The sequence below is a fragment of the Hyphomicrobium zavarzinii ATCC 27496 genome (genome assembly GCF_000383415.1).
Lineage (GTDB): Bacteria > Pseudomonadota > Alphaproteobacteria > Rhizobiales > Hyphomicrobiaceae > Hyphomicrobium_C > Hyphomicrobium_C zavarzinii.
Genome location: NZ_KB911256.1, coordinates 384,905 through 401,440, shown reverse-complemented (window position 1 = coordinate 401,440; position 16,536 = coordinate 384,905). Strand labels below are relative to the sequence as shown.

Sequence of the window (16,536 nt, the reverse complement as noted above, 5' to 3'; positions counted from 1 at the left end):
CCGCGCGGACCGGTTACCGCGAGAGCGGGGCCGTCCGTTTCGTTGCCACGCCTCCAACCTTTCCCGAGAGCAATTACTAAATCGTGTGTGAGCGTGCGTTTCCGGCCGGGTTGCATGAGCCCAACGAAACATTTGCTTTCGGTTGACGCGGCGATCGGCGGGGTCAGCGGGCTTTTTCGGAACGGGCGGCTTCGCTGGCGATACCCGCGGCATCGCGCAGCTCCGCGTATTCGAGCGCCGCGTTGTCGACGAATGCGCGCTCGCGAATGAGAGGGGCGTGCGCAGGGCCGAGCGCTTCCAGCGCAGAGGGGCCTTCCGATCCCACGAAGAAGCCGTGGAGCACCACGCCCTTCTCCCGATAGGCGGGGTCCTCCAGCATCAGCTCGTGCAGGCGCTTCAGATTGTAGTGAGGGACGGACGCCATGAGATGATGGGGCAGATGGTAGTCCATGCCCCACGGAAACACTGCGTAGCGAACGAGAGGTCCGGTGAGAAACACGCGGGTATTGGTATAGCGCCCGCGGTCCGCGTTTCCGTGCTGCACCCACTGGCGCAGCATCATGAAGAGCGGAAACGAGGTGAACAGCGGGATGACCCAATAGAGGTTGAAATACCTCCAGGCCGGGGCGATGCCCGAAACGGTGAGAGCCGTGAGGGTGCCGTAGAGGAGCGCGAAGTAGACGACACGGCTCACCATGGTCGCGCGGTGCGAGATCACTGGCGCGAGGCGGGTTTGGGTGAAGGCGCGTTCGGGCGCCAGAAGCAGGTAGGCGATCGAAGCAAGGGTCGCGAGCGCGAGAAGCCCGCACCCGATCGCGGGATAGCCGAAACGGATCGTCTCGACCGTGGCGATGGGGGCCGCGACCGCATAGAGGATCCCAACGCGCAGCGGCCACTTGGAGCCCTGGCTCTCGGGATCGATGTAGGCATGCTCGTCGAAACCGACGGCAGAGTATTTGGCGCGGAAGAGCGTGAAGAGAAACAGCTTCACCGGCGAGAGGCGTTTCAGGAACGCCCATAGCAGCTCGACGGAGGGCACCGGAAAATCGAGCCAGTGCCCGCTCTCCTTCAACTGGGCGATGTCCGGATCGCGCTCCGGGTCGTTCACGAATTGGTGGTGCGCCAGATGATGAAGGCGGAACTGATACGTCGACGTGTAGATCGGGAAGGCCGCCAGCCAATCCGAGGCCAGCTCGTTGAGCATCCGGTTCTTGAAGAGCAGAAAGTGCGTGCCCTCGTGGATAGCGCCGCCGAATTGATGCTGGGCCGCGCCCAGAACCAGCGCCGCGAGGGCGTTGACGCCCAGCGTCCAGCCCCAGCCGAAGCCCTCATCCGCGATCCACTCATTGGCCTCGATCGCAAGGGCAATGGTGATGGCGATGACGGCGTAAACCTGGGCCAGGTGGACCCAGTTCGTCACGTTGTCGCGAGACTTGAGGGCTTTGACTGCTTCGGCGTCAAATGACGATCTGCCGACGGACGACGCGGGCTGTGCCGGAGACGCCGCAACGCGCAGCGGATCCGGCGCCGCCAAATCGGAAACGGAATTCAACCCCGCACCCCCGAGCAGTCACAAAAAAGGCCTCTGGAATCAGAGACCATTCCTGAATACTGAGGTGTTCTTACCGAGGCATCAAGCGATTCCCCTGGTATGGTTACGTTTTGCGTGCACCGCATGCCGCAGAGGCAACAGCGCGGGTTTGCGTTTAAAGCCTGTGACGCGCCTTCGAAGGCCTTTGCCGTTTGACAGACCTAATGCGAAGGAGCTGAAAAAGTGACGATGCTGGAAGACAACACGCCTCCTCTCGACATCGCGCCAGCCCTTCCCACGGAGCGCGCCCAGAGCGACCGCGCCTATCGAATCCGGCGGCTGTTGCGCTACACGGGGGTCAATATCGCGAGCGTGACTCTCGACTACGGCATATTTCTCTCGCTCACCCACGCCTACGACATTCCGATCATCGCGAGCATCATCGCCTATGCGATCGCGCTCTCGCTCAACTACGATTTGTCGAAGCGGTTCGTGTTCGGAACGGACGGCAGCCACAAGAGCGAGAAGCGGCTCTTCACGGAGTTTCTGGCGACGGGCTTTCTAGGCCTGGTGCTGACGGCGGTCGCGACGGGGATCGGAATCCATACGTTCGGCTTGAGCCCCACTATCGCGAAGACTGTGGCCGTGCTCATCTGCTTCGTGACGCTCTATATCATCCGCAGCCGGCTGGTCTTCACACGCATCGAGTGAGAGGCACGCTTGCCGGTCCGGGCCGGGCTCTCCTCTGCTTTCTAGGCCGAACTCTTCGATTGGAACCGATGTCCGCCCGCCTTCTCTCCAAAAGCTTCGGTTCCCTGGCCGTGCGCACACCTCATACGGCGGCCGGGCAGCGGATCGGCTTGCTGGGAGGATCCTTCAATCCTCCGCACAGAGCCCATGTCGCGATCTCGGAAGCCATTCTGAAGCGGCTCGATCTGGACGAGGTGTGGTGGCTGGTCTCGCCCGGAAATCCGTTGAAGAGCCACTCCGATCTCGCGCCTCTCGCGGAGCGGCTCGAGGCTTGCGAACGCATCGCGACCCATCCGCGGATCAAGGTCACCGCGCTCGAAGCAGATCTCAAGAGCGCCTCCACGGTAGTGACGCTGTCGTTTCTCAAGCGCCGCTTCCCCGACGTCCATTTCGTCTGGATCATGGGCGGCGATAATCTGGCGGGGTTTCACCGCTGGACCGCGTGGCGGCGCATCGCCACACTGATGCCGTTCGTAGTTGCAGATCGCCCCGACTGGCGGTTGCGCGCCCTCTCCTCACCCGCTGCACGGGCTCTCGCGCGCTTTCGCCTCGACGACAGCAAGGCGGCCTCTCTCGCGCTGCAGCAGGCGCCTGCGTGGAGCTATCTCACGCTGCGTCTCTCGCCCGAGTCCTCGACCGAGATCAGGGCCGGGCGGGCCAGCATTTCCGCCTCCCGCACCGCAAAACCTCGTTAATGCGCGGCTTGTGATGCTTTTTCTAAAGAATGACGCAACGCGTGCGGAATAAAGAACACGCTGCGTCTCCCGCTCCGGGTGCGACAATCCGGACAAGACCCTATTGCTGGGGGGCCGGGCGGCGGCTATCCTACGCAGTGCTTGCGGCGTGATGAGGCGCCGCGGTGGTGGATCATACCGGCCATTGATGTGACGCGGGTCGGCCGGTGCAGTTTCTTGTAAATCCGCCTTGTGCCTTGTGGCCGATAGAAGGATGGCCTCTCAGGTGCTCCAACGGAAAGGATATTTCCCAAAAGATGCGAACCGCCATTGAGGGCGCCCGCAAGGGTGTGCCTCCCGCCGAGATCGTGCCAGCGCGCGCAAGCTCGGAGACACTGCTCAAAGAGGTCATCCATTGGCTCGATGAAGCCAAGGCGGAAGACATCGTCACGATCGACCTCAAAGGGAAGTCGTCGCTTGGCGACTTCATGGTGATCGCCACTGGGCGCTCTGACCGCCACGTGGGTGCTATCGCCGAACAGCTTCGCAAGCATCTCAAGGACAAGGGTATCGGCGGCGTCCGGGTCGAAGGTCTCGACACCTGCGACTGGGTTCTGGTCGATGCCGTGGACATTCTCGTGCACGTGTTCCGTGGCGAGGTTCGGGATTTCTACAATCTCGAGAAAATGTGGTCGGCCACGAGGCCGGGCGAGCAGACGTCGCACTAGCGGTTCTCAAGACCGGCGAAAGCGTCGTGCTCGAGCGTATGCTCACGTTGCCAGTGATGGCGCCGTTCCGGGTGCCGTCACGGAGAGGATTGTGGGCGCTCCCGGGCTAGAGCACCAATGCCTAGCGGGAGCAGGTTGAATGCGTCTTTCCATCGTCGCGGTGGGGCGTCTCAAGGACGGACCCGAGCGCGAGCTCTATCTCAAATATGCCAAGCGGATCGACGATGCGGGGCGCGCCGTGGCGCTCGGCCCCCTTACGCTTTCCGAAATCCCCGAAGCGCGCCAGTCGAGCGCCGCGCAACGCAAGACGGACGAAGCCCAGCGCCTGATCGATCAGGCTTCGGGAGCCGATCTTCTGGTGCTTCTCGATGTGGCGGGCAAATCCTTCACCAGCGAAACGTTCGCACGCTGGCTCGCAGGGCGCCGGGACGACGGGCATCGCACGATAGCGTTCCTGATCGGAGGGCCGGACGGTCACGGAGAGAGCGCGCTCGCACGCGCCAACCTCAAGATGTCCCTCGGCCCGCTGACAATGCCGCACGGGCTTGCCCGCATCGTGCTGGCCGAGCAGCTCTACCGGGCAACCACCATCCTCTCGGGCCATCCCTATCATCGCGCATAATTATCCGCGCGCCTGCGGGCCGTTCGTCAAATTGCTGAACCAGAGCTGACCTAGGGTCGCGAGCGGTCACGCACGTTTGCGAGCTCCGGATTTTCGTGATCCTGAGCTTTGTTAACCACGGGCAGAGGCTGGACCATGGACGGTTGAGGCCCTATCAATCGACGGGCCTCGGGCGTTTCAGGCCCTGATTTCAGAGGCGAGCCGGCACAGGGACATGTTTGGCCGGCCAAAGGATTTTCGAACCCGTGCAAGGCTCTCATGGAAGAGCCTGCTCGTGGCTTCGAGATGTGAGTGAAGGGGAGGAAGCGGGATGGCGGCTCAGGATGTTGTGTTGCCGACACCGGGAGCATCCGCAGCTCCCCAGGAGGGCGACACCATTCTTTCGCTTCCGAGCGCGGATCTCGTCGCGCCGGATGCGGCACGCCCGCGCGAGCGCTTCATCCCCGTTACGACGTACGCGCTGATCGACCGCCTGACTGCGCCCCAGACCTGGCCTGCGGGAAAGGCCAAAGCCGCGCGCCGCTTCTTCCGCTACCTCGAATACTGGCGGCGCCAGCAGCACAGCGTCGGTCTCAGCACGCTGCTGCAAGCCTACGAGTCGTTCAGCCCCGACAGCGATCTTCTGGTGACGCGCACGTTCACGCCGGAAGAGCGTAACAACATGCAGAAGCGCGTGGTGCGCGATATCGAGAGGATTCTCGTTCAGGCCAACTACGTCCGCATCGATCCGTCGGACGTTGAGATGATCCTGACGAAGGAATCCCACTACGGCCTCGACCTGCACGTGGACTTCACCGCGTTCGAGGAAATCCTGGTCTACTACCGCGGCGCCTCGAACCGGCGCGACCAGCGGCGCACGCTGCGCAAATTCATGCGCAAGGAAGAGTTCGACGTTCCGATCTTCCAGCGGCTGTTCCTGCTGTTCAAGCTCAAGCCGTTCGAGACGCGTGTCGTGGAGATCATGAAGGAGCTGCGCCTGCCGCGCCGCGAGGCGGAGAAGGCGGTCAGGAACCTGCGCGCGATGATCCCGTCGTCGGTCAACGACAGCAACATCTACCTCAAGCTCTTCAAGAACATCCCGCGCAGCGACGTGGAGATGGTGTTCCCCAACACGCGCGTGAAGTTCCGCCTGCTCGACAAGCTCAGGCTCGGCGTCACGGGCAGCGCGGGCCTCGGCATGGGCGTATTCGGCGCGGCGGGTAAGATCGCGGTTGCGGCGACCAATCCGCTGATGGCGGCGGGCGCAGTGCTCGGTCTCGGCGGCATCGCCTTCCGCCAGACGATGAACTTCCTCAACCAGAAGCAGCGCTACATGGTGGTGATGGCGCAGAACCTCTACTTCCATGCCATGGCCGACAATCGCGGCGTGCTGATCAAGCTAGCGGACCGTGCGGCGGAGGAAGACGTGAAGGAGGAGATGCTGCTTTACAGCGTGCTCGCCAAGGAAACGGCCAAGCATTCGGATCTACCTGCGATCGATGCGGCCATCGAGCAGTATCTGGCGGCGAGCTTTGGCGTCACGGTCGACTTCGACCTCGAGGATGCCCTGCAGCGCCTGCTCGCAGACGGGATCGTGACCGAGGACGCCGACGGTACGCTGCGCACGCTCGGCCCCGAGGCCGCCGCACAGCATCTTGACGCCAAGTGGGACGTGTTCCTGGACAATCTCCCGGATTGCCGGGGCGACGAGGGGCGCGAGGTGGAGCGCACGGTTCCGATCGAGGACGCGGTAGCGGCGCAGCAGGCCGCCAGAGCCCAGCCGGGCTGAGCCCAGGCCCCTCGGTTTGCCATCGCGCCCACGCCCGATGCGCGATATAAACCAGCCGCGCCGCATGCCGGTTCGCCCGGACCCCGCGCGGTTGCATCTTCTATTCTTGCTCTAGAACGGATTCCATGACCCCCCATAAGCTGATTGCCGAGGTGGAGGCGCGCGATCGCGCAATGCGCGTTGCGGGTGCGCTTCAGGATCTTCTCGAGCCGCCGCCGGATGCGCTCACAGTGTTCGAGAACAAGACCGGCGACGACGCGCCGGTGCGCTGGCGCATTGAGGCCTACTTCTCCGATGAGCGGACGCCGCAGGACATCGAAGACGAGCTTACCGCCCTGCTCGGCGAGCCCGCTCCCCGCTTCCAGTCGGACGATATTCCCGACCTCAACTGGGTGGCGCTCTCGCAGGCGGCTCTGCCGCCGGTGCGGGCAAGCCGGTTCACGGTGCATGGCTGCCACGACCGGGAGCGCGTTCCACAAGGGCCGAACGCCATTCTCATCGAAGCGGGCGAAGCATTCGGAACCGCCCATCATTCGACTACTTACGGCTGCCTCATCGCGATCGGCCGGCTGGCGCAGGGCCGGACGTTCCGCAATGTCCTGGATCTCGGCTGCGGCTCCGGCGTGCTCGCCATCGCTGCGGCCCGCGTTTGGCCTCATGCCTCGGTGCATGGCGTGGACATCGATCACCAGTCGGTCATCGTCGCGCGCGAGAACGCGGCGGTCAACAAGGTGGGCGCACGCCTCCGCTTCACCTGCGGACCGGGCGTATCAGCACCCGCCGTGCGCAAGCTCGTGCCGTTCGATCTCGTCGTCGCGAACATCCTCGCCGGGCCGTTGATCACGCTCGCGCCCGATATCCGCCGCGCCACGAAAGCGGGCGGGACAGTGGTTCTCTCGGGCCTGCTCACGCGGGAGGCGCCGCGCGTGCTTGCGGCCTATCACGCGCAAGGCTTCTCTCTCTCCTCCCATCAGCGCTACGATGGCTGGTCGACCCTCACGCTGACCAAGCGGACCTGAGCCTCAAGGACTTTCCCGCCATGTTCCAGACGTTCGCCGCACCGTCCGACGCTGCCGCCGTTCCCGATCGCGTGAAGCGGCTGCGCGCGCTGCTCGCCGAGGAAGGTCTGCAGGCGGTGCTGCTGCCGAGAGGGGACGAGCATCAGGGCGAGTACGTGGCGCCGTGCTCGGAGCGCCTTCGCTGGCTCACCGGCTTTTCCGGCAGCGCCGGGATGGTCGCGGTGACACGGCGGCACGCGGGACTGTTCGTGGACGGGCGCTACACCGTGCAAGTGCGGAGCGAGTGCGGCAGCAGCGGGCTGTTCGACTTCCCCGGGATGGCGCGCGTCGCGCTTGCCGGGTGGCTCAAGGACAAGCTCAAGAGCGGAGACGTCGTCGGCTTCGATCCCTGGCTGCATACGGCATCCGAGATCGCGTGGCTGGACGCGCTCCTGAAGGACGCCGGCATCGCGCTCAAGCCGACCCGGCGAAACCTGGTGGATCGCATCTGGGGCAATGATCGCCCGCTTCCGCCAGACGGGCCGGTGGTGCCGCATCCGATGAAATACGCCGGACGCTCCGCCGAGAACAAAATCGCCTCGCTTCAGAAGACGCTGAAAGATGCTGGCCAGGATGCCGTCGTTCTCACGTCTCCGGATTCCATTTGCTGGCTATTCAATATTCGCGGCCACGACGTTGCGCACAATCCGGTCGTTCTCGCTTTCGCGATCGTGCCCGCCAACGGAAAGGCCGAGCTGTTCGTCGCGCCCGAGAAACTTTCGCGGGAAAGCCGTGCGCATCTCGAAAGCTCTGCAAAGATTTCTCCGCCCGGCGCCCTCAAGGATCGCATTGCGGCGCTGCGCAAGGCGGGGCGGCGCGTGCGCGTCGATTACGACCGGGCCGCGTTCTGGTTCGTGCGCGCGCTCGGCAAGAGCGCAGTTAGGGGCGGTGACCCCTGCGTTGCGCCGAAAGCGATCAAGAACGCAACCGAGATCAAGGGCGCGCGCGTTGCGCATGTGCGTGACGGCGCGGCCGTCGTGCGGTTTCTCGCCTGGCTCGACCGCGCCGTTGCCGGCGGGGATGCCGTCGACGAGATCGCCGCGGTTCGCGCGCTCGAGGACCAGCGTGCCGGGAGCCAGGCGCTCAAGGAGATCTCCTTCGACACCATCTCGGGCAGCGGACCGAACGGCGCCATCGTGCACTATCGCGTGACGGAGGCGAGCAACCGGATACTCAAGCGGGGAGAGCTGTTCCTGCTCGATTCCGGCGCGCAGTATCTCGAGGGAACCACTGATATCACGCGCACAATCGCGATCGGGGAGCCGCCTGCCGAAGCGCGCGAGCGGTTCACGCTCGTGCTCAAGGGGCATATCGCCATCGCGACAGCCCGCTTTCCCCAAGGCACGCGAGGAATCGACCTCGATGCCTTCGCGCGGCGCGCGCTCTGGGAGCATGGGCTCGACTACGATCACGGCACCGGCCATGGCGTGGGCAGCTACCTCTCCGTCCATGAAGGCCCGCAATCGATCTCGCGAGCGGGCATGGCTGTGATCGAGCCGGGCATGATCATCTCGAACGAGCCCGGCTACTACAAGGAGGGTGCCTACGGCATCCGTATCGAGAACCTCGTTCTCGTTACCGAGCCGGAGCGTCCCAAGGGCGGCGACCGGGACGTGATGGGTTTCGAGACGCTGACGCTGGTGCCGATCGACCGCCGCCTCATCGCTAAAGAGTTGCTGACACCAGACGAGACGCGTTGGATCGACACCTATCACGCAAGGGTTCTGGCGACGATAGGACCCGAGGTCGATGCTCCGACGCTTCGCTGGCTCGAAGCGGCGACAAAACCGCTCTAAAAACCTGCCCCGCACAACTCAAAACTTATTTCATTTCCCGGCAAAAGCCCGACCATTTCGCCCCATTTTGTGGCTTTTCTGCCTTCGCGCATAACAGCAAGAAGGCAGCGCGCACATTTTTCCTACTTTCTTCAATGCGTCACGCCGATTTTCTATTATGATTTATTAGATGTGATTCGGGTGTGCCGTGGCCCAGCGCTGCACGTCCCGTTTTCGATCTTTCGGTCGTGCGCCTTGCGTGCGGTTGCGATTAAACCTGCAACAGACTCTTTTGGAGCGTTTCATGACCGCGAGCAGCACTCTGCCCGCTCCAAACCTCATGCCTTTGATGCGCTACCGCGATTTGGCGGAGGCGATGAGCTGGCTCGAGGATGCGTTCGGGTTCGAAAAGCAGATCGCCGTCAGCGATAGCGACGGCGAGGTGATCTACGGCCAGATGAGCTATCGCGGCAGCCTGATGATGATGGGCGCCGTGCGCGATACCGATCTCGACAAGCTGATGCGCCAGCCGGACGAGGTGGGCGGTGTCGAGACGCAGAGCTGCTACATCGTCGTGGACGATGCGGACACCCACTATGCCCGCGCGCGCGACAAAGGCGCGGAGATCGTGCTCGAGATCAAGAGCGACGGCCTCGGACGGCGCGGCTATTCCTGCCGCGATCCGCAGGGACACATCTGGAACTTCGGCACCTATAACCCCGGCAAGGGCCTGACGATGACGTCGGCGTCAGCTCCGCCCTCGGTGGAAGCGCTGCCGGAACCGCCACGCCGGCGCCACAGCCCGCGTGTGCTGATGAGCATCGCCGGCCTGATGGTGGCGCTCGGCGCAACCTGCTGGGTGTTCGCGGACGAGATCAAGTCGGATCTGTCAAAGCGGCTCGCCGATGCCGCGGGCCGTCACCAGGCGGCCGAAGCAGAACGCGCCTACGCGGAGCTGGTGAAGGTGCGCGCGGAGAAGCGCAAGGCCGACGAGCTGGCGCAATCGCTCAACAGCGATCTGGCCAGCGAGCGGGCGCGGCGGATCGCGACGGAAGCCGATGCGGGCAAGACGTCCGAACGCCTTTCCGAGGAACAGACGGCGCGGCGCTCCGCCGAGACGGCCATTGCCGCGCTTCGCGAGGAGCTGAAGCGCGAACAGGATGCGCTCGACGCTGCCGTCGAGGCCAAGCGCATCAGCGAGGAGAAGCTCGCCGTCAAATCCGCAACCAACGAGCCAAGCCCGCCGAAACAACAGGCCGAGGTCAAGGCTGCGGAGCCGCCTGTCGCCGAGGCTACGCCGGAGGCGCCTGCCGCGCCGGTCGCTCTCAATGCGCCTGCTGCGACGCCGCCGGAGGCCCCGTCGTCCGTTGCCACGCCGGCTGGGGCAAGCGGCATCGAGACTTCCGCGACCAATCCGGCATCGGAAAAGGCTGCCGAACAAGCGCCGGCCAAGGCACACGCCGCGGCTTCCGACGATGATGACACCGCCACGCCGCACGCCGCCGCGCCCGATCGCGAGCAGAGCAGCGCGCGGCGTGCATCGAAATCGTCGCAGAAGAGCCAGAAGCAAGCGACGGCCCGTGCCTCGCGCGTTCTGCCGACCTATGTGGTGGACCTGCACGACGTGCCCTGGCCCTATAACACCTGGTACAAATAGCGGTTTCCGCTTTTCCTCAAGCGCGGGATCGACCCGCCCCGACAGGCTTAAAGGCGCGGTGTTCCCGACGGAACAGCGCGCCTTCGCATTCCCCTCCACTCTGGCTCAGGATCGGTTGCAGTGGGCTTGCCGCAAGGCGCGGCCACGCATGCCGAACAGGCGTTGTGCGTCAACAGAGAACGAGAGAAAGGGCGCGACCATGTCCTCGAAAGCCTCCCTGCTGTTTCTGAGCCTGCTCACGGGTGCGGCCAGCCTTCCTATCGGATACGCTTCGGCCGAAACCATCGGCAACACCGTCAGCGTGGCGCAGCTCGTCACCGCGCAGCTCGCGAAGGACACCCGCAACCTCGCGTCCGGCGACCTCATCAATCAGGACGAGCTGATCGAGGTGAGCCAGGACGGATCGGGCGAGTTCAAGCTGCTCGACGATACGAAACTCGCGCTCGGTCCCGGTGCGCGGCTGACGCTCGATAAATTCGTCTACGATCCCGCAAAGAGCGGCAACTCGGTGGTGATGCGCTTCGCCAAGGGCGCCTTCCGGTTCGTCACGGGCCTCGCGGAAAAGCCGGCCTACGTCATTCATGTTCCCTCCGCCTCGATCACGGTTCGCGGCACCATCTTCGACGTGTTCGTGGAGGACGGCGGCACGAGCTGGCTGCTGCTGCACGAGGGCGCCGTGCGCGTCTGCAATGCGACTGGGACCTGCCGCGATCATTCCGAACCGGGCAAGCTCATCCGCATCTCGAGCGGGGGTGAGCTCAGCAAGCCGACCCGATGGGCCACGCTGCCGGGCATCGAGAAGATCTCGTTCGATACCGCATTCCCATTCGTCGGCACGCCGCCGTCGGTCGATCCCAAGCCCGTGCTTACCCGCGAGGCCGTGCTTCAGCCGACGTCCGACACGGCGAAGGAGACTCCGAAGCGCCGCGCTGAAGCACCTAAGAAGAAGCGCCAGCAGCAGGCTTCCGCCGAGGCTACGGAGACGCCCGCGATGACGAACCTGCCGCCCAAGCGCACCAAGATCAAAAAGACCAATATCGAGCCCACCGGCAACAGCGTCGGCACGATGAAGGATCCCCGCAAGACGGGCCGCGGCATGGACAAGTACGAGCGCCATACGCAGAAGACCGATCGCTACACGAAGCAGCGTGAGAAAGGCCTCGATACCGCTTCCCAGTATGCGCCCACGACCATCGACAAGCTGCGCAAGAACGGCACCATCGAGCGTGCAGATGCCGCAAGCTCCGGCGGCCCGGCGACCGGCTGGCGGAAGTACGTGGACAGGTATTACAGCGGCCGGTAGTCGCCGGCCTCGATGAGGGCGAAGCGGAGGAGCCGAAAGCTCCTCCGTTTTTTGTTGTGCCTGGTTCGTCGTGTCTGGGATTACGCGCCGATGAGCGCCAGCCACTCGTCTTCGGTGAGAACCTTGACGCCGAGCTTCTGGGCGTTGGTGAGCTTCGAGCCCGCGTCCGCGCCTGCGATCACGTAGTCCGTCTTGGCGGACACCGATCCGGCGACCTTGGCGCCGAGACGCTCGGCCTGGGCCTTCGCCTCACTGCGCCCGACGCGCTCGAGCTTGCCGGTGAAGACGACGGTCTTGCCGGTGACGGGCGAGGAGACCGCAACGGGCCGCTCGAACGGGGCCACTGTCACGTGCGCCAAGAGATCGTCCAGGGCTTCGACGTTGTGAGGCTCCGAGAAGAAGTCGACGAGGGCGTCGACTACCGTCTCACCGATGCCTTCGATGGCGTCGATGTCGGCGTAGGCCTCGCTCTCCTTGCCATCGCGGACCGCGGCCTCGACGGCGCCGCGGAGCGCTTCGAACGTGAGGTAGGCTTTGGCGAGATCCTTGGCCGTGGTCTCGCCCACGTGGCGGATGCCGAGCGCAAAGATGAAGCGGTCGAGCGTGATGGTGCGGCGGGCATCGATGGCGCGAAACAGCTTCTCGACCGACTTCGTGCCCATTCCCTTGCGGTTTCTGAGCGGTGTCAGGCTCTTCTTGTCTCGCTCTTCCAGCGTGAAGATGTCTGCCGGGCGGAGGATGAGCTCGTCGTCGAAGAACGTCTCGATCTTCTCCTCGCCGAGACCTTCGATGTCGAAGGCAAGGCGCGAGACGAAGTGCTTCAAGCGCTCCTTGGCCTGAGCCGGGCAGATGAGGCCACCGGTGCAGCGGCGCACGACACCGCCGGCGCCCGGAGATTCGTCCGCCTCGCGTACGGCATGGCTGCCGCAGACGGGGCAGGTCTTCGGAAACAGGAACGGCTGGGCGGAAAGCGGGCGCTTCTCGGTAACGACGCGCACGATCTGCGGGATGACGTCGCCCGCGCGCTGCACGACGACGGTGTCGCCGACGCGAATGTCCTTGCGCGCGATCTCGTCCTCGTTGTGCAGCGTGGCGTTCGAGACCACGACGCCGCCGACCGTCACCGGCTCGAGCTTGGCGACGGGCGTCAGCGAGCCGGTGCGGCCGACTTGTATCTCGATGTCGCGGAGCACGGTGACCGCCTGCTCGGCCGGAAACTTGTGGGCGATGGCCCAGCGCGGGGAGCGCGACACGAAGCCGAGGCGGGCCTGATAGTCGAGCCGGTTCACCTTGTAGACAACGCCGTCGATATCGTAGCCGAGGCTCGCGCGGCGCTCGCCGATCTCACGATAGAAAGACAGCAGGTCCTGCGCGCTCTCGCAAAGGGTCATCAGCGGATTGACCGGCATGCCCCAGTGGGCGAAGGCCTCGACCATGCCGTTCTGACTGTCGGAAGGCATGTCCGACATCTCGCCCCAGGCATAGGCGAAGAAGCGCAGGGGGCGGGCCGCCGTGATGGCAGGATCGAGCTGGCGTAGCGAGCCTGCCGCCGCATTGCGCGGATTGGCGAACACCTTGCCGCCGCTCTCGGCCTGTGCCGCGTTGAGGGCGGCGAAATCGGCGTGGCCCATGTAGATCTCGCCGCGCACCTCCGCTACCTCGGGAACGTGGCGGCCTTTGAGCTTCTTCGGGATCTCGCGAATGGTGGCGACGTTGGCCGTGACGTTCTCGCCTTCGGCGCCGTCGCCGCGCGTGGCGGCTTCCACGAAGTGGCCGTTCTCGTAGCGCAGGGAGATCGACAGGCCGTCGATCTTCGGCTCCGCCGTGAAGGCGAGCGCATCGTCCGTCTTGAGGGAGAGGAAGCGGCGCACGCGCGCGGCGAACTCTGACACCTCCTCGTCGTCGAAGGCGTTGCCGAGAGAGAGCATGGGCACGCGGTGGCGTACCTTGGCGAAGGTCTCCGACGCCGCCGCGCCCACTCTGTGGGATGGGCTATCGGCACGGATCAGCCCGGGAAACCTGGCCTCGATCGCGTCGTTGCGCCGGCGCAGGTCGTCGTACTCCGCATCCGAGATCTCGGGCGCATCGGATTGGTAATAGAGCCTGTCGTGGCGGGCGATCTCTTCCGCGAGGTGCGCGAGCTCCGAGGCCGCTTCGCTGGCGCTCAGCTCATCGACAGGGCGTGGTTGGGGCTTTTTTCTAGACATCGCCCGTCACGGTGTACTCGCTCAGGCGTTCTCAACGCAACCGTTCCCTGGCGGCGGAAACGTGCCGCGCCGGGGGTCAGCCGGGGCCGCCGAGCGACAGCTTGGGAACGGCCTTCCACGCCTTGGTGATCCAGGAATCGCTGTTCACGGCCGGGGCGTGGCCCTCGGACTTCAGAAGCGCATAAGCGCTCTTGTACCACTTCGATTCCGGGAAGTTGTGGCCAAGCACCGCCACGGCCGTCTGCGCCTCGTTGATCACGCCGAGCGCCATGTAGCACTCGGTGAGGCGCATGAGGGCTTCCTCGACGTGGGCGGTCGTCTGGTAGTCGGAGACGACGGTCTTGAAGCGATTGATGGCCGCGACGAAGTTCTTGTCCTTCATGTAATAGCGGCCGACTTCCATCTCGGACGCCGCGAGCGTGTCCTCGGCAATGCGAATGCGGTTCTCGGCATCGCGCGCATAGGTGCTGTCGGGATAGCGCGACTTCAGAATGCGAAGCTGCTCCAGCGCCTTGCGAGTCGCGCCCTGGTCGCGATTCGCAGTCTTGATGTCGTCGAAGTAGGCCGAGGCGATGATGTGGTGGGCGAGCGGCGCATCCTTGGTGCCGGGATGCATGATCGTGTAACGCTCTGCCGATGCGATAGCTTCCGGCGTCTTGCCGGCCTTGTAATAGGCGTAGGCCGCCAGCACGATGGCGCGGCGAGCTTCCGGCGAATAGGGATGCGAGCGGTCGAGATCCTCGAACTTGCGCGCCGCGTCCTCGAACTTACCCTTGTTCATCAGGGTATCGGCGTCGGCGTACATCTTCTCGGGCGGATCGGTGTTCAGGATCGTGGCGCTATCGGAGGAGGACGCGCAGCCCGCGAGCGTCAGCGCAACACCGCCCATGGCGCACCAAACAACGGCCGCTGCCCATTTCGGCGTCTTCAGCAAATGCCCTACTCCCCAGCCGACGTTCTGACGCGCCGCCATCCCGCCCGGCAGCGTTTTGCGTTGATTAGCACACTTCAGATCAGGCCTGAAGCCAACAGGCCCTCGAAATCCCTTCTGGTGACCGTAGTTCCACAATGTGGTTGATGTGAGGCTCGGAGGCGTATTCGGGTGTGAGCGGATCGCCGGAAGCGCCATCTAGAACAAGCCGTTGGCGCGACTCATTCACGTCTCTGCGCGGGGCCGCGCTTTCGCGGCCGCATGGGCGGTTCTCAAGGTAGAGGAAGGTCGTCCGCCGGATCCGCAGCTTACTCGCCGGCAGCCGCGACGGCAGCCCGCTCGAAGGCAACGGGGCGGGTCTCGCGGACGCGCGGAGCCTGCACGATGGCCCAGGCCGAGCTATCCTCGAGCAGCTTCTGGAGTACCAGCGAGTTCAGGCGGTGGCCGCCCTTGACCGAACGGTAGGCGCCCAGAATCGGGTGACCCGAGAGGCTGAGATCGCCAACAGCGTCCAGCATCTTGTGGCGCACGAACTCCTGCGGATCGCGCAGGCCTTCGCGGTTCATGATGCGATCGTCGCCGATGGCAACGGTGTTGGTGAGGTTGGCACCGAGTGCGAGGCCCGCCTTCCAAAGGCGCTCCACGTCGCTCATGAAGCCGAAAGTGCGGGCATTCGCCAGCTCATTGCGGAACACGCCGGGGCTCATCTCGAAGGCCAAGCGCTGCTTGCCGATAACGGCGGACGGGAAATCGATCTCGACGTCGAGATGGAAACCGGAGTGCGGCGTCAGCTCGCCCCAGCACTCACCCTCTTCGACGCGCACGGGCTTCAAAACCTTGAGGAAACGGCGCGGGGCAGGAAGCTCGCGGATGCCGACTTGATCGATCGCCTCGACGAACGGCGCGGAGCTGCCGTCCATGATCGGCACTTCCTTGCTGTCGATTTCGATGAGGCAGTTGTCGATCTGGAGGCCGCGGAGGGCGGCGAGAAGATGCTCGACGGTGGAGACGGTTACGCCGTCTTCGTTTCCAATGACCGTGCAGAGCGTGAGATTTTTGACGTTGCAGACTTTAGCGGGGATCTCGGCGGTGATGCGTCCACGTTTCGTAACCACGAAACGGAGCCCAGTGTCGGCTACTGCCGGATGCAGGATAACCGATACTGGCGCTCCGCTGTGCACCCCCGTGCCGTGGACTTGGATTTCCTGAGCAATCGTCGTCTGTCGCGCGCCAATAAATCGATTCGACATGCTGCGCCGTCCCTCGATGCATCGGCATTCCGTCTTGAACGGTTTGCCACCCCCGGCCGACGTTCGCGCGCCGCTCACTCCATTCCCCGTTTTTTAACCGCCCAAGTCGCTTATTTTTGGCAAGCTCGAAGGGCAGTTGGGTGATGCGGATGTAGCGCGAACCGGTCGTTATTAAGAAACGATAGCCCCCGTCCCGCTGTGGCACAAATCACGCTTTCTTACGGCGTGTTACGTTCGGGACGGCTCCGCCGAAGCGCCGAAAACGGCCTTCGGACGGGTCGT

13 protein-coding genes are annotated in these 16,536 nt (G+C 64.3%); 9 read left to right on the top strand and 4 right to left on the bottom strand.

Going from position 1 to position 16,536, the window contains the following annotated elements; genetic code table 11:
• Nucleotides 1-163: 163 nt before the first annotated feature.
• The gene (locus F812_RS0105935; RefSeq protein WP_020085044.1) at nucleotides 164-1,552 is read right to left on the bottom strand and encodes a fatty acid desaturase family protein; all 1,389 of its coding nucleotides are present in this window, start codon (nucleotides 1,550-1,552) and stop codon (nucleotides 164-166) included.
• 228 nt (nucleotides 1,553-1,780) lie between these two features.
• Here F812_RS0105935 and F812_RS0105930 point away from each other — a divergent pair, with 228 nt between their 5' ends.
• From F812_RS0105930 to F812_RS26780, 9 genes are all read left to right on the top strand, one after another.
• Nucleotides 1,781-2,242, top strand: a complete 462-nt coding sequence (locus F812_RS0105930) for a GtrA family protein (protein ID WP_020085043.1) — start codon at nucleotides 1,781-1,783, stop codon at nucleotides 2,240-2,242.
• 68 nt (nucleotides 2,243-2,310) lie between these two features.
• Nucleotides 2,311-2,976, top strand: coding sequence for a nicotinate-nucleotide adenylyltransferase (locus F812_RS0105925; RefSeq protein WP_020085042.1), 666 nt, complete (start codon nucleotides 2,311-2,313; stop codon nucleotides 2,974-2,976).
• Nucleotides 2,977-3,272: 296 nt separating this feature from the next.
• Nucleotides 3,273-3,683, top strand: a complete 411-nt coding sequence (gene rsfS / locus F812_RS0105920; RefSeq protein ID WP_020085041.1) for a ribosome silencing factor — start codon at nucleotides 3,273-3,275, stop codon at nucleotides 3,681-3,683.
• A 139-nt stretch (nucleotides 3,684-3,822) separates the two neighbouring features.
• Nucleotides 3,823-4,305, top strand: coding sequence for a 23S rRNA (pseudouridine(1915)-N(3))-methyltransferase RlmH (gene rlmH / locus F812_RS0105915; RefSeq protein WP_020085040.1), 483 nt, complete (start codon nucleotides 3,823-3,825; stop codon nucleotides 4,303-4,305).
• A 310-nt stretch (nucleotides 4,306-4,615) separates the two neighbouring features.
• A complete protein-coding gene (locus F812_RS0105910) occupies nucleotides 4,616-6,073 on the top strand; it encodes a TMEM143 family protein (protein ID WP_020085039.1) in 1,458 nt (485 codons plus the stop codon).
• A gap of 125 nt (nucleotides 6,074-6,198) precedes the next feature.
• Nucleotides 6,199-7,092 carry a 50S ribosomal protein L11 methyltransferase gene (locus tag F812_RS0105905; RefSeq protein ID WP_020085038.1) on the top strand — a complete coding sequence of 298 codons (894 nt, stop codon included), beginning with the start codon at nucleotides 6,199-6,201 and terminating at the stop codon, nucleotides 7,090-7,092.
• 20 nt (nucleotides 7,093-7,112) lie between these two features.
• On the top strand, nucleotides 7,113-8,927 hold the full coding sequence (locus tag F812_RS0105900) for an aminopeptidase P family protein (RefSeq protein ID WP_020085037.1): 1,815 nt from the start codon (nucleotides 7,113-7,115) through the stop codon (nucleotides 8,925-8,927).
• Between the two features lie 283 nt (nucleotides 8,928-9,210).
• Nucleotides 9,211-10,563, top strand: a complete 1,353-nt coding sequence (locus F812_RS26430) for a VOC family protein (protein WP_156827281.1) — start codon at nucleotides 9,211-9,213, stop codon at nucleotides 10,561-10,563.
• 199 nt (nucleotides 10,564-10,762) lie between these two features.
• Entirely contained in the window at nucleotides 10,763-11,866 is a 1,104-nt protein-coding gene (locus F812_RS26780; RefSeq protein ID WP_020085035.1) for a FecR family protein, read from the top strand.
• A gap of 80 nt (nucleotides 11,867-11,946) precedes the next feature.
• Here F812_RS26780 and ligA read toward each other — a convergent pair whose 3' ends face one another.
• From ligA to lpxC, 3 genes are all read right to left on the bottom strand, one after another.
• Complete coding sequence (gene ligA / locus F812_RS0105885) at nucleotides 11,947-14,073, bottom strand: NAD-dependent DNA ligase LigA (RefSeq protein WP_020085034.1); 2,127 nt, start codon at nucleotides 14,071-14,073, stop codon at nucleotides 11,947-11,949.
• Between the two features lie 76 nt (nucleotides 14,074-14,149).
• Nucleotides 14,150-15,007, bottom strand: coding sequence for an outer membrane protein assembly factor BamD (locus F812_RS22780; RefSeq protein ID WP_040498006.1), 858 nt, complete (start codon nucleotides 15,005-15,007; stop codon nucleotides 14,150-14,152).
• 305 nt (nucleotides 15,008-15,312) lie between these two features.
• Entirely contained in the window at nucleotides 15,313-16,254 is a 942-nt protein-coding gene (gene lpxC, locus F812_RS0105875; protein WP_026867879.1) for a UDP-3-O-acyl-N-acetylglucosamine deacetylase, read from the bottom strand.
• Between the last annotated feature and the right edge of the window lie 282 nt (nucleotides 16,255-16,536).